Origin of the sequence: Rhizobium esperanzae, from assembly GCF_002204185.1 — a bacterium.
Classification (GTDB): Bacteria; Pseudomonadota; Alphaproteobacteria; order Rhizobiales; family Rhizobiaceae; genus Rhizobium; species Rhizobium esperanzae.
This window is the reverse complement of sequence record NZ_MXPU01000016.1, coordinates 104131-118282: the sequence shown is the minus strand read 5'-3', so window position 1 is coordinate 118282 and position 14152 is coordinate 104131. Positions and strand designations below refer to the sequence as shown.

Genomic DNA, 14152 nt, shown 5'->3' with positions numbered 1-14152 from the left:
GGCGAAACGCGTCATTGGTGGCCGTATCGTTGATGATGGCGCGATGGGCGGCGGGACGCGATCCGCTTTCCAGTCTGCAGATCGGCGGTACTGGGATGACTGAGGAGAAGTGGTGCTGGGATGGAGGGGCAGAGGTGGTGCCGCGAGCTGGATCGCCGGTGCGTCTGGCAACAAAGCCACCCACACTCTCCGTCATCCCAGGGCTTGATCCTGGGATCCACAACCAAGCACGCGGACTTCTATTTCTCTGCAGTGGGCCGCCTTCGCTGTTCGCCCCGTGCCAGCCGCATGGATCCCAGGGTCAAGCCCTGGGATGACGGAGGAGAAGTGGTGCCCGGGATGGAGGAGGAGAGGTAGTGCCGGGACCAAAAGCGCGCCGGGCGCGATGAGCGAACGGCGAGTGCGGCGTCACAAAGTGTCACAGCCGCAACCACCCCCCAACACAAAAACGGGCTTGCCGCGCGCAACCATTCGGCGTATCTCTTGCCCGTCGCGAAAAGCGACTGCCTCCCTTGATCCGCTCAGTGGCGGAGTAAACAGGTGGACGAATGGGTCGTCCAGGCGGTCGAGCACACGCCCGCCATGCGCCTCGGCCATGGCGCGGCCAGCACCTCCCTGAAACCAATGCCTGACCAGATCAGGCCTCATCGTGAGCCATCGGCGCACTCTGTCGGCGCTTGTGCGCTCGCGTCGACCCGGAACGCACCCATGACCAGATCCCTTATCGTCATCTTCACCGCCATTGTCCTCGATGCCGTCGGCATCGGGCTGATTTTCCCGATCCTGCCGTCGCTGCTTGAGGATATCACCCATACCCAAAACGTCGCGCCCATGATCGGCGCGATGACGGCGCTCTATGCGTTCATGCAGTTCGTCTTCGCCCCCGTGCTCGGGGCGCTGAGCGACCGGCTGGGCCGCCGCCCCGTGCTGCTGATTTCGCTCGCCGGTGCCGCCGTCAACTATCTCTTTCTTGCCTTTGCGCCCAATCTGACACTGCTGTTCATCGGCCGAGCGATCGCCGGGCTGACCAGCGCCAATATCTCGGTGGCGACAGCCTATATCACCGATATTTCGCCGGAGGAGAAACGCGCCCGCCGCTTCGGCCTGTTCAACGCCATGTTCGGCCTCGGCTTCATCATCGGCCCGGTCGCCGGCGGCGTGCTCGGCGATCACTGGCTGCGGCTGCCCTTCATCGCCGCGGCCGTGCTCAACGGCGCCAACCTGCTGCTCGCCGTCTTCGTCCTGCCGGAATCGCGCCCGGGCAGCCGTGAGACGATCGATCTTGCGGCGCTCAATCCGCTCAAACCGCTGCGCGCGGTGCTGGAGGTGAAAAGCCTGCTGCCCATCGTCACTCTGTTCTTCATTTTCAGCGCCACCGGCGAGGCCTACGGCACCTGCTGGGCGCTGTGGGGCAGCGATGCCTTCCACTGGAGCGGGCTGTCGATCGGCCTTTCGCTGGGCGCCTTCGGCATCTGCCAGACGCTCGCCCAGGCGCTCCTGCCGGGACCGGCCGTCAGGCTGCTCGGCGAACGCGGTGCCATCCTCACCGGTGTTGCCGGCGTCTCTCTCGCCCTCACCGTGATGGCCTTTGCCGGCCAGGGCTGGATGATCCTCGCGATCATGCCGGTTTTCACCCTCGGCGGCATCGGCGTGCCGGCGCTGCAATCGCTGGCGACCCGGCAGGTCGATGATGACAGCCAGGGCCAGTTCCAGGGCGTGCTGGCCTCAGTCGTCAGCCTCGCATCGATCGTCGCGCCGCTCGGCTTTTCCAGCCTCTATTTCCTCTTCCGGGCGGAATGGCCGGGCGCCATCTGGCTCTCTGTCGTCGCCATCTACGCGCTCACCGTGCCGCTGGTGCTGGGGTTGCGGCTGAAGACGGCGGCGCTGGTTGCGGGCTGAGGCTGCTCGGCAGGCCGAGGCGGTGTCGATGCGGGATCTGCTCCCGGTCTTCCGGCGCCTATGGCGACAAAGCCAGCTCCACGCTCCGTCATCCCAGGGCTTGACCCTGGGATGCACAACCAAGCACTCTGCCGGCATGGCAGGATATGTTTATATCGTCACGAACCAGAAAAACGGCACCCTCTATGTCGGCGTGACATCCGATCTGGAGCGCCGCATCTATGAGCATCGCGAGGGCCTGACGCCGGGCTTTGCCTGGAAATATGGCTGCACCCGCCTCGTCTGGTACGAGGAACATTGGGATATCGGCAGTGCGATCCAGCGCGAGAAGTCGTTGAAACGCTGGAATCGACAATGGAAGATCGATCTCGTCGCGGCGATGAACCCTGAATGGGATGATCTCTATCTTACGCTGTGGTGATGCGACCGCGGCGGGTGCGGCCATGGATCCCAGGGTCAAGCCCTGGGATGACGGAGGAGAGGTGGTGCGTGGGTGGTGGAGGAGAGGTGTGCCGGATGACCGTGGAGGGTGGCGGAGGAGGAGATAAGGTACCGGGCCGACGGCGGCGAGGTGGTCCCGAGGCCTACAAGCCGGGCGCGAGGAAGTGAACCGCGAGCGCGGTGCCCCAAGCGGCATCGGCGGTGCGTTTGGCAAGAACGCCAACCCCACTCTCCGTCATCCCAGGGCTTGACCCTGGGATCCACAACCAAGCACGCGCCCGTCAATCGTTCCCCCGAGGCCATCGCCGTCTGCTCAGTGCCACCCGCATGGATCCCAGGGCCAAGCCCTGGGATGACGGAGGAGAGGTGGTGCCCGGATGGTGGAGGAGCGGTGTGCCGGGATGACCCTGGAGGGTGGCGGAGGAGGAGATAAGGTACCGGGCCGATGGCGGCGAGGTGGTGCCGGGGCTCACAAGCCGTGCCGGGCGCGATGAAGCGAACCGCGAGCGCGGCGCCCAAGCTGCATCGGCGGTGCGTTTGGCAAGAACGCCAACCACACTCTCCGTCATCCCAGGGCTTGACCCTGGGATCCACAACCAAGCACGCGGCCGTCAATCGTTCCCCCGAGGCCATCGCCGTCTGCTCAGTGCCAGCCGCATGGATCCCAGGGTCAAGCCCTGGGATGACGGAGGAGAGGTGGTGCCCGGATGGTGGAGGAGCGGTGTGCCAGGATGACCCTGGAGGGTGGCGGAGGAGGAGATAAGGTACCGGGCCGACGACGGCGAGGTGGTGCCGGGGCTCGGAAGCCGTGCCGGGCGCGATGAAGCGAACCGCGAGCGCGGCGCCCCAAGCTGCGTCGCCGGCGCGTTTGGCAGCAAGCCAACCCCACTCTCCGTCATCCCAGGGCTTGACCCTGGGATCCACAACCAAGCACGCGGCCGTCAATCGTTCCCCCGAGGCCATCGCCGTCTGCTCAGTGCCAGCCGCATGGATCCCAGGGTCAAGCCCTGGGATGACGGAGGAGAGGTGGTGCGTGGGTGGTGAAGGAGAGGTGGTACCCTCCCCTGCATCCCACTCCCGCTTACGCCGCCTCCCCCTTCTCGGCCACGCTTTCCGCGAGCTTGCGGGCCGCGACGAAATCGACCTTGCCGGAGCCGAGTACCGGCACCTTGCCGATGGTGACCTCGGCCGGGACCATCATGTCCATCGCGCCCTTCGATTTGGCGAAGGCGAGGAATTCGGCGCGGGTGGCGGTTTCGGCTTCGGTGAGCAGCACCAGGCGCTCGCCCTTCTTGGGGTCGGGGAGCGACGAGACGACCGAGAGCGCGCCGGGCCAGAGTTCGGCGGCGAGCGTTTCGACGGCGGCGAGCGAGATCATTTCGCCGCCGATCTTGGCGAAGCGCTTGGCGCGGCCGCGGATCTTGACGAAGCCATCCTCGTCGATGGTGACGATGTCGCCGGTATCGTGCCAGCCATCGGCGAGCGGCTCGAGCACGCCGGGTTTTTCGGCACGGAGATAACCGGCCATGACATTGGCGCCGCGCACATGCAGCCTTCCGCCCTCATCGATGCCGGGCACCGGTTCGAGCTTCCATTCCATGCCCGGCAGGATTTTGCCGACCGTGCCGGAGCGGTTGTACATCGGCGTGTTGATGGAAATAACAGGCGCGGTCTCGGTGACGCCGTAGCCTTCGAGGATGCGCAGGCCGAATTTTTCCATATAGGTGTTGCGGGTGGCGGCCTTCACCGGCTCGGCGCCGGAGAAGATATAGCGGATCGAGCGGAAATCGTAAGGATGCGCGGTCCTGGCATAACCGTTGAGGAAGGTATCGGTGCCGAAGATGATCGTGGCGTTGGAGACATAGATCAGCTCCGGCACGATGCGGTAATGCAGTGGCGAGGGATAGAAATAGACCGGCACGCCCGAGATCAGCGGCAGCACGGTGCCGGCCGTCAGCCCGAAGGAATGGAAGATGGGCAGGATGTTGAACACCTTGTCGCCGCTGTGGAAATCGATGCGGGCGGCGGCCTGGGCGGCGTTCGACAGGATGTTGCGGTGGGTCAGCACCACACCCTTCGGCGTGCCCTCCGAGCCTGAGGTGAAGAGGATGACGGCCGGATCATCCGGCCGGCGTTTCACCAGCGGCCGGCCCTTGCGCAGCAGCCCGCGGATCTTGTCGAGCACGCCGATCTCGGCTCTCAGATCATCGAGCCAGACGATCGTCACCTGCTTTTGCAGCTCCTCGACCACAGGGCCGAGCTTGGCCTGGGCGACGAAGGCGCGCGAGGTCAGCACGTGTTTCACTTCCGCCGCCTTGCAGGCGGAGAGGATGTTGGTGGCACCCGCGGTGAAGTTCAGCATCGCCGGCACCTTGCCCGCGCTCATGACGCCGAGAATGGTGGCGGCGGCGCCATTGGCATTCGGCAGCATGACGCCGAGGTTTTGTTCCGGGAAGCGGGCGCGGAACTTGGCGCCAAGCACGGCGGCACCGGTCAGGAGCTTGCCATAGCTTAGGCTGCCGGTGACCGGATCCTCGACGGCGAGCTTTTTCATGCCGAATTCCTGGGCCGCCTGAATGACGCGGCCAAGAACGGTCGACGAGGTATCGGCGGTCTCGAACAAGAGGTTCGACATCACCTGATAGAGGGCAGCACCCGCCGCCGTGCGGCGCTTGCGGCCTTTCAGCTCGGCCGGCACCTCAAGCTTCACCGGCTCGAGAATGGTGACCTTGACCTTGGGGAACAGCCGGCGGCGGATCTTGCCGTCGCCGAGATAGGAGAGATAGCTCTTCTCCAGCCCGTCGATCTTGACCGGCACCACCATTGAGCCGGTCTTGTCGGCGACCATGGCGGCGCCGTCATAGACCTTCATCAGCGTTCCCGTCACCGTCAGGCGGCCCTCGGGGAAGATGCCGATCGGGCTGCCCTCCTGCACCACCTTGATCAGCGAGCGCGTCGCCATCGGCTTGGTCGGGTCAAGCGGCAGGAACTTGCACATTTTCAGGAAGGGCCGCACCCACCAGGCCTGGGCGATCTTGTAATCGACGGCGAAGGTCGGCTCTTCCTCGGTGATGGCGAGCGCCAAGGCGCCGTCGAGCAGGCTGACATGGTTGAGCGCAATGATCGGCGCCCGGCCGGCCTTCTTGATATTCTCCAGCCCCTCGACCTCGAGCCGCATGAAGGCGCGGAACAGGATCGAGATGAAATCGCGGAAGGGATTGGTCGGCAGCGTCTTCAGCATCAGCCAGGCGACCGCGAAATTGAGGATGCCGAGGCCGATCAGGATCTCAGGAATGGATACGCCGAGCGCCTGGATGACGGCGACGAGGCCGAGGCCGACGGTGATGAACAGCGCCGAGAGCACATTGGCCGCGCCGATGACGCGGGCGCGGCGATCCTCATGCGCCCAGGTCTGCAGGGCGGCGAAGGTGGGCACTGCGATAAAGGCGCCCGCGATCGCCATGCCGGCGAGATCGATGGCGACACGGATGGTGTTTTCACCGGCGAAGAAATCGAGGATCGTCGTCGCATGGGTCGTGGATTGCAGGCCCCAGAGATTCCAGGCGAGATCGAGGCTGAAGAGGCCGAGCAGCGCCGTGCCGACCGGGGCCGGCAGCAGCACGATGCGGCCCGACGACATCCAGGCGGCAATGCCGGAACCGACGGCAACGGCGATGGCGAAGACCGTGAGATAGGCGGGAACGACGAGCTCGGAGCCGCCGAGCAGCTCGGTCACCATGGTCGGCAGGATGGAGAGCACGAAGGCGCCGACCAGCCAGAACCAGCAGTTCATCAGCGCCGAGCGCCACAGCCGCTTGTCCTCACGGATTTCCATCACCAGCGTATAACTGGAGCGGATGACGTTGCGGTCGATCTGCAGATCCGGCGCCTTGGAGCCGGTCGGCGGGATCATCCGGCTGGCGAGCCAGCAGAGCACGGACAGGCCCATCATCATCGAGCCGAACAGCAGCACATTGTCGCCGCTTGAGAAAGCGAGGGCGGCGATGATCGTGCCGGCGAGGATGGCGATGAAGGTGCCGCCCTCGATCCAGGCATTGGCCTTCGGCAGGTCGCGGCGGTCGAGGTGATCGGGCAGGATGCCGTATTTGATCGGCCCGAACAGCGCCGAGACGACGCCGAAGCCGAAGAGCGCCAGCATCAGCACTGAGATGGAGGAGAAGCCGAGACCGACGACGGCGAGCGCCGCAATGCCGATCTCTGAGCGTTTCAGCAGCTCGGCGATCTTCGCCTTGTCGTGCTTGTCGGCAAGCTCGCCGCCGAGCGCGGAAAGCAGCAGGAAGGGCACGATGAGGATGACGCCGGCGAGCGTCACCAGCGCAGCCCCCTCGCTCGCCGACATCTTGAAGAGAATGAGGAACACCAGCGTGTTCTTCAGGAAATTGTCGTTGAAGGCCGTGAGGAACTGGGTCCAGAACAGCGGCGCGAATTTTCTAGACGTCATCAGATTGTGTTGCACGGCGGGAGTCCTTCTTTAGGCAGCTCGAGAAGGCCACAGAGTTGTTACCCATTGGTTGAACGCGGCAACAACTCTGCGCTGTGGTTAAGGAAGATCAATCTTCATCGCTACGATTGAATTTGACGAGCAGTTTTTCCGTGCGGGCATCCTCGACCTTGCGGATCAGCTTCTCGGATTCGGCATTGTCGCGCAGCGTCTTGGTGATGTTCACCGTAGTCTGCACCAGCATCAATATGCCCATGGCGAGATAGCCTTTGCCCCAGAGATCGAGCGGCATCATGTAAAGGCCGAGCGCCAGCATGAAGGCGGCGGCGCCAAAGGAGATGTAGGAGAAGCTGACCCAGCTGGCGGAGTGTTTCTGGAAACTGTCGTTCATAGCAGTGGCCCTTCAATTTTTAGGGGTGAATGGCTGAATGGATGAATTCAGGCGGCCGGGGTGATGCGGCTCTTCAGCCGGGCGAGCACATCATCGGCCGATGCGGTGAGCGGCGCGCCGCAGCCGGCATTGGCGAGCTTTTCGATGATGCCGGCCGGCCGGGTCGTGCTTTCCATGTCCTTCAGTGCGGCCGCCGTCATCTCGTTCTGGCTCTGGCGCAGCCGCAGCCGCGCAAGCGTCTCCTCGGCCTCGTCAAGGGTGGCGAGGCCCGGGCCGGCGACGACGACATCGAGCTTCTGCGCCTCTTCAGTCGCCCGGGCCAGCCGTTCGCCGCGCTGCAGCTCCTGCAGCCGCGCCTCGGCCGAGCGGACGATGCCCTTCAGCTTGCTGATCGACGTGGTGAACTGGGCCTGCGCCGCGACCGAAGCATCACGCTCGGCTTCGAGAAAGGCGATCGCTTCGGCCGCCTCGCGGGCAAGGCCCTCATTACCCTTACCCAGCGCGGCGCAAGCGCGGGTCTCGAGATCGGCGATGCGGGAAAGGATCGTCTGATGCTGCGCTTTTTCCTGCTCATTCTGGGCGATGGCGACGGCGACGCTGCGGCGCGCCGACTGGATCGCCTGGGCGGCATCGCGGATCTGCTGGGAAAGCAGCGGCACGGCGTGGCGATCGGCAAAGGCCTGCTCGGCATCATGCGCCCTGCCCCGCAAAAGAATGGAAATCAGTTTGAACATTTCTTGCCTCCGGTTTATGAACGTTGTTCACGAGTGCTGTTATGGCAGAATCATGAACGGCGTTCAAGATAATTTTTGAACGTCGTTCAAAAAATCGAAGTGGAATGGTGAATGGCCGGCAGGCGAGAAGAAAAACGCGAGGATTTGAAGGCGCGGCTGATCGAGGCGGCGCGCGAGCGCATCGCCCGCCACGGGCTGACCAATCTGCGCGCCCGCGACATCACCCAGGACGCCGGCTGCGCGCTCGGCGGCCTCTACACCGTCTTCTCCGACCTCGCCGAGCTCGTCATCCACGTCAATTCGTCGACGCTGAAGGCCTTGGAGGCGAAGCTGACCCTGCCGGAGGCCCGCGACAAAAGCCCGACCGACCGCCTGCGCAACCTCGCCCAAGGCTACCTCGCCTTCGCCGTCGAGCACCGCAACCTCTGGAAGGCGCTGTTCGAGCACTTCCCCCCCGACACCAGCCCGACGCCGCAATGGCACCTCGACGAACACCTCTTCCTGATGGACGTGATCGCCGAACCGCTCGCCGAACTGCAGCCCGACATGCCCCCCGAAGACCGCGCCATCCGCGCCCGCACCCTCTTCGGCGCCGTCCACGGCGTGGTCAGCATCAGCCTGGAAGGCCGGTTTGTGGGATTGCCACTGGAACGACTGGCAAGGGAGGTGGACGAGCTGGTGGTGACGATTGCGGCCGGGGCGGAGCGGCGACGGGAAGCGGACGCGTGAGTGGGGCCGGCGGGCTGACGGCCGGAAGTAGGCGCGTGAGCGGGTGGGTTTGGCAGAAACGCTCCCACACACTCCGTCTTCCTCGGCCTTGAGCCGAGGATCCATGCCCGCCCAACAAAACCGCCAACGATTTTACCGACCGGGAAATTTCGCGGCCTCAACCCATTCCATATCGCCGAGATATCCCGAGCGGTAAATTTCCCTGGGCCGGCGCCAGCTACTCGCGCACAATCCGCAGCAGTGGCTCAAAGCTGTACAGAGCCGGACGCCTGCCTGCGGAGGGCTCCAATGTTCTAATGAGCTCCTTCTCGACTAGTATGCGCGTGAACCGATGCGCAGTTGCTTCCGGAATCCCCGACTTGCTTGTAAATACATTGTTCCGGAAGACGGGACGCGAGAACAAAAAATCCAGAGCCGAGGTGCTCCATTGAGATGTGAGGATCTGCGGAAACTCCCGCTTAAGCTCGTCATAAAGGTCGCGAATCCGTTCTGCGGTAGCAAGGTTCTTATTAGCCTGGGTTTCAAGCGCCTCTAGAAAGAACACAACCCATTCGGTCCACGCACCGGACTTCGAAACCTCGCGCATCCTGTCAATATATTCGTCGCGTCGATCCTCGAAGTAGCTACTAATGTAGAAGTGAGGAGCGGATATTGCTCCATATTTCCATAGCATCAGGGTGATGAGCATCCGCCCGATCCGGCCATTGCCGTCCTTGAACGGATGCAATGCCTCAAACTCAAGGTGGGCGACGGCTGTCTTGATCAGTATCTGCCAATTCCTATCTTCGACGAATGAGAAAAGTCTCTCCATACCATCATTGAGCTGCTCCGGACGCATCGGGACAAAATGCACTTTGCGGCGCATGCGGTCGGCCAGGTAATTTTGCTCAACCTTGAATTCACCGGGAGAAAGATGTGCACCTCGGCCAAAGCCGAGCAGAACCTTGTGAGCGCTCTTGATAAGGAAGCTTGAAAGGGGCGCGCCTTGCTCGATACTGCGCTGCGCCGCGGTCAGGGCTCGGCTATAGAGGAAGACTTCGATCGCTTCATTTCGATAATGGCCTTCCGGCTCGTTACCGCCTTCCTCCTGATCTGCCTCATACCGCAGGACTTCGTCGAGAGTACTTACGGTTCCTTCCATTCGGGATGAGACGACAGCTTCCTGATTGCGCAGTGGCGCAAGCAGGATTTCGCTATTGTGCATGCCTTTGAGCATCTGATCGTAGCGGGCAAGCGCGGCTGATGCCGAAGCAATGGGCATTATAAGCTGGTTGGCGTCAATCCTCTCTGGAGGAAACTGGTCGTAGTGATATTCTACAGCATCTGATAGGTCGAGGTTCGGATGTTTGGCCATGCTTGACTTTCAGATTTCAGGAAATTTGTCAGGCAAACAGCCTTGTCTGCATCATTATCAACTCAACGAGGCTTGTCTATCAAAAACCGCAGATATTGAAAGACAAACTATTTTGAGTGTGCCTCGTGAGAGTCAACCCGGCTTGAGATCTGAAATTGCTCTTTTTTGAGAGCCAACGAGATTTGACTCTTGGACCGGGAGGCAAAACTCTACGCTGCTCCTCCGCGTGCTCTATCCGAAGCTCACACCAAAGCTGGCAATGAAATGGGCAAACGCACCACGCCACCGCAAAAGGAAACCCCATGAGCCGCATCTTCATCACCGGTTCCACCGATGGCCTCGGCCTCGCCGCCGCCCGCACCCTCATCAGCCAAGGCCATGACGTCGTCCTCCACGCCCGCTCCCGCGAGCGCGCCGCCGCCATCGCAGAGACGTCAGCCACCGCCCTCGGCCTCGTCATCGGCGATCTCGCCAGCGCTGCCGAGACGCGCTCCATCGCCGACCAGGTCAACGCCATCGGCCGCATGGACGCCGTCATCCACAATGCCGGCATCTACCTCGAACGCAGCCGCGGCGAAACGCCGGAAGGTCACGCCAAGACGCTGGCGGTCAACGTGCTCGCCCCCTATCTCCTCACCGCCTGGATCACGCGGCCCCACCGCCTGATCTATCTCACGAGCGGCATGCACCGCAGCGGCGCCAGCAGCCTCGACGATATCGACTGGAAGCGGCGGCCATGGAACGCCAGCCAAGCCTATTCGGAAAGCAAGCTCTACATCGCCACCCTCGCCACCGCCCTCGCCCGCCACTGGCCGGATGTCCTCAGCAACGCCGTCGATCCCGGCTGGGTGCCGACCAAGATGGGCGGCGCCGGCGCGCCGGATGATTTGGAGATGGGGCACCTCACGCAGACGTGGTTGGCGACGAGCGATGATGCTGCCGCCAAGGTCAGCGGCGGGTATTGGTATCACCGGCAGCAGCGGGAGGCTGCGGCGGAGGTGGGTGATGCCGTGTTTCAGGATGCGTTGGTGGGGAGGCTTGCGGAATTGACTGGGGTTCGGCATACAACTCTTTGAAGATCGTAGTCTGCTAGCAGGCAAGCCGACCGCAGTGGCATCTCGACGAATAGCGCAAAGCAATGCATGCGACAGCTCAACTGCCCGGACATGGCAACGAATTGCCGCGCAGGCGGAGCGGAGAGTACGGGGTTGCAATTTTCCATCGTACACAGGTTTCTCTAATCACCGCAGACGAGTGCCGCGTAACACCTCCGACGCCGGTGACGACTCATTCTCGCTCCGCTATTCATGCCCATCGGCATCTGAGAAGCCCAGAAATCTAGTTATTGAGAGTGTCAGAGAAATGAACGCGGTCGAAATCGAGGAAGCCGTATCCGAACTTGCCAATAAGCCGTTTGATGCCACGGAGTTTCCGTTCGCTTTTCTCGCCGCGTTTGGCAACAAGGAAACTACCATTAAGCGGCTCCGCACGGCATCGGCAAATACTTCCGATGTGACGGGCGGCGTCCTGCAGAAAAGCAATATCCACCTTGCCACGTGCTCCGAAGGCATGGTCGGCGAAATGCTGATCGCGCTGCGGAATAGCCCAAAGACGGCCTCAAATAAAGCGAAGTTCATTCTCGCGACCGATGGCGTCTCATTCGAGGCCGAGGACCTTGCCAGCGGCGAGACTATCGCCTGCGCCTATCAGAAATTTCCAGATCATTTCGGCTTCTTCCTCCCGCTAGCGGGGATCACGACCGTCAAGCAGATCCGAGAAAGCTCGTTTGATATCCGAGCGACGGGACGTCTGAATAAGCTGTACGTCGAGCTTCTCAAGGAAAATCCCGAGTGGGCAACGGCAGCGCGCCGCCCGGACATGAATCACTTCATGGCCCGGCTGATCTTCTGCTTTTTCGCGGAAGACACTGATATCTTCAACGGGGAAGGCGTGTTCACCTCCACCATCGACCAGATGAGCGAACGGGATTCCTCGAATACTCATGAAGTCATTAGTACTCTATTCCGGGCAATGAATATTAGAATTGAGCATAGATCAAAGGCAAGTCTTCCGCGGTGGGCGAACGGCTTTCCCTATGTAAACGGCGGCCTGTTCTCCGGCAGCACCGAGGTGCCGAAGTTCAGTAAGATTGCACGGTCTTATCTTCTCCATATCGGCGGACTGAACTGGAAGCTGATCAATCCAGATATCTTCGGGTCGATGATCCAGGCCGTAACCGATGACGACGAGCGCGGCGCGCTCGGCATGCACTACACCAGCGTTCCGAATATCCTCAGAGTTTTGAATCCGCTCTTTCTGGACGATCTACGGGCCAGGCTGGAAGAAGCCGGCACGAATTCTCGCATGCTTCTCAACCTTCGACGCCGTATATCACGGATCAGGGTCTTTGATCCTGCTTGCGGGTCTGGAAACTTCCTCGTTATCTCCTATAAGCAGATGCGCGAGATTGAGGCGGAGATCAACAAGCGCCGCGGAGAACCCAGTCGGCGTACTGAAATCCCGCTGACCAATTTTCGCGGCATAGAGCTTCGGGATTTCCCCGCCGAAATAGCGCGTCTCGCTTTGATCATCGCCGAATATCAGTGCGATGTGATCTATCGAGGGCAGAAGGAAGCATTGGCAGAATTTTTACCGCTTAACGCCGAGAATTGGATCGTTTGCGGCAATGCGCTTCGGCTTGATTGGGTGAGTATCTGCCCGCCAAATGGGGCAGCCGTTAAACTACATGCTGACGATCTTTTTCATACGCCGCTTGATCAATCACGAATTGATTTTGACAACGAAGGCGGCGAAATCTACGTCTGCGGAAACCCGCCCTATCTAGGTTCAACTTGGCAATCGAACGAGCAGAAGTCTGACCTGAAGTCGATTTTTGATGGAAGGACGCCGAGCTGGAAATCGCTCGACTACGTAGCGGGTTGGTTCATGAAAGCGGCGGACTACGGCACAAAGACCAACGCCGTCGCTGCATTTGTGTCCACCAACTCTGTTTGCCAGGGACAGCAAGTTCCGATCCTTTGGCCTCTCATCTTCGAAACGGGGCATACCATCTGCTTTGCCCATACCAGTTTCAAATGGGCGAACCTCGCCAGCTACAATGCGGGCGTTACCGTTATTATTGTCGGCATTTCCAATCATGCCGAAAAATTTCGGCGCCTTTTCTCAATTCAAGAAGACGGCACGGTGATCGCCCGAGAGGCGGAATACATAAATGCGTATTTGGTCCCTGGACAGAATATTGTAGTCGATAAAGCCCAAAAGGCTGTCAGCGGTCTGCCAGAAATGGTCAGGGGCAACATGCCCTATGACGGCGGACATCTCCTATTGTCATCTGATGAACTGAAGGAGCTTAACCTAACCGCGACGCAGAAGGCACGGTTCGTTAGACGGATATTCGGCTCAGCAGAATTTATTCGCGGCATCGACCGATATTGCATCTGGATTGAAGACCAATATCTTCATGAGGCAATGGAGATCGAAAGCATTCGACGTCGCATAGAAGGAGTCCGTGCGATGCGACTTGCTAGTTGCGATAAAGGCGCCAATGAAATGGCACGTCGCGCTCATCAAATGCGTGAAATGAACATTGGACGAAATCAGACGATTGCTGTTCCGGCAATCACCTCCGAGAACCGTGAGTTCCTCCCGTGCGGCCTCTTGGACAACAATACAACTGTGACCAACAAGGTTTATGCAATATACGATGCTCCGCTTTGGAACATGGCTCTTATCGCCTCAAGACTTCACTGGGTTTGGATCGGCACAGTGTGCGTTCGATTGGAAATGCGCTTTTCATATTCCAATACTCTTGGTTGGAATACCTTCCCGGTTCCGGTGCTGACGGAAAAGAATAAGGCCGACCTGACACGTTGCGCCGAAGGTATCCTGCTTGCGCGTGAAGCGAGTTTCCCGGCAACAATCGCTGACCTTTACGCCCCTGAGACCATGCCTGCCGACCTGCGGGCCGCCCATGAGCGAAACGACGAAGTCTTGGAGCGCATTTACATCGGTCGTAGGTTTCGCAACGACACGGAGCGCCTTGAGAAACTCTTTGACTTGCACACCAAAATGAACGCCGAAAAGGCACGGAAGAAACCGACACGGAAAGGTGCGGCCTAACC

Annotated in this window: 10 protein-coding genes; 6 read left to right on the top strand and 4 right to left on the bottom strand. The window is 61.0% G+C overall.

Going from position 1 to position 14152, the window contains the following annotated elements; genetic code table 11:
• The first annotated feature begins 582 nt into the window (after nucleotides 1–582).
• Nucleotides 583–1899 carry a TCR/Tet family MFS transporter gene (locus tag B5E41_RS22535; RefSeq protein WP_088396151.1) on the top strand — a complete coding sequence of 439 codons (1317 nt, stop codon included), beginning with the start codon at nucleotides 583–585 and terminating at the stop codon, nucleotides 1897–1899.
• A 136-nt stretch (nucleotides 1900–2035) separates the two neighbouring features.
• Entirely contained in the window at nucleotides 2036–2320 is a 285-nt protein-coding gene (locus B5E41_RS22530; RefSeq protein WP_088396113.1) for a GIY-YIG nuclease family protein, read from the top strand.
• Between the two features lie 1101 nt (nucleotides 2321–3421).
• On the opposite strand, the gene B5E41_RS22520 is transcribed toward B5E41_RS22530, so the two are convergent.
• The 3 genes from B5E41_RS22520 to B5E41_RS22510 form a co-directional block, all read right to left on the bottom strand.
• On the bottom strand, nucleotides 3422–6817 hold the full coding sequence (locus tag B5E41_RS22520; protein ID WP_088396111.1) for an acyl-[ACP]--phospholipid O-acyltransferase: 3396 nt from the start codon (nucleotides 6815–6817) through the stop codon (nucleotides 3422–3424).
• Between the two features lie 94 nt (nucleotides 6818–6911).
• Complete coding sequence (locus B5E41_RS22515; protein ID WP_011424367.1) at nucleotides 6912–7193, bottom strand: YiaA/YiaB family inner membrane protein; 282 nt, start codon at nucleotides 7191–7193, stop codon at nucleotides 6912–6914.
• Between the two features lie 47 nt (nucleotides 7194–7240).
• Entirely contained in the window at nucleotides 7241–7927 is a 687-nt protein-coding gene (locus tag B5E41_RS22510; RefSeq protein WP_088396110.1) for a PspA/IM30 family protein, read from the bottom strand.
• Between the two features lie 111 nt (nucleotides 7928–8038).
• Between B5E41_RS22510 and B5E41_RS22505 the strand changes: the two genes are divergently transcribed.
• Nucleotides 8039–8656, top strand: coding sequence for a TetR/AcrR family transcriptional regulator (locus B5E41_RS22505; protein ID WP_088396109.1), 618 nt, complete (start codon nucleotides 8039–8041; stop codon nucleotides 8654–8656).
• A 217-nt stretch (nucleotides 8657–8873) separates the two neighbouring features.
• Here B5E41_RS22505 and B5E41_RS22500 read toward each other — a convergent pair whose 3' ends face one another.
• Nucleotides 8874–10010 carry a Fic family protein gene (locus B5E41_RS22500; RefSeq protein WP_088396108.1) on the bottom strand — a complete coding sequence of 379 codons (1137 nt, stop codon included), beginning with the start codon at nucleotides 10008–10010 and terminating at the stop codon, nucleotides 8874–8876.
• Here B5E41_RS22500 and B5E41_RS31855 point away from each other — a divergent pair.
• The 3 genes from B5E41_RS31855 to B5E41_RS22490 all read left to right on the top strand — a co-directional run bounded on the left by B5E41_RS31855 (nucleotide 10009) and on the right by B5E41_RS22490 (nucleotide 14150).
• Entirely contained in the window at nucleotides 10009–10179 is a 171-nt protein-coding gene (locus B5E41_RS31855; RefSeq protein ID WP_176439462.1) for a hypothetical protein, read from the top strand. The two genes, B5E41_RS22500 and B5E41_RS31855, sit on opposite strands and share 2 nt — an antisense overlap.
• A 133-nt stretch (nucleotides 10180–10312) precedes the next feature.
• Nucleotides 10313–11086 carry an SDR family NAD(P)-dependent oxidoreductase gene (locus B5E41_RS22495; RefSeq protein ID WP_088396107.1) on the top strand — a complete coding sequence of 258 codons (774 nt, stop codon included), beginning with the start codon at nucleotides 10313–10315 and terminating at the stop codon, nucleotides 11084–11086.
• 286 nt (nucleotides 11087–11372) lie between these two features.
• On the top strand, nucleotides 11373–14150 hold the full coding sequence (locus B5E41_RS22490) for a class I SAM-dependent DNA methyltransferase (protein ID WP_088396106.1): 2778 nt from the start codon (nucleotides 11373–11375) through the stop codon (nucleotides 14148–14150).
• The last annotated feature ends 2 nt before the right edge of the window (nucleotides 14151–14152 follow it).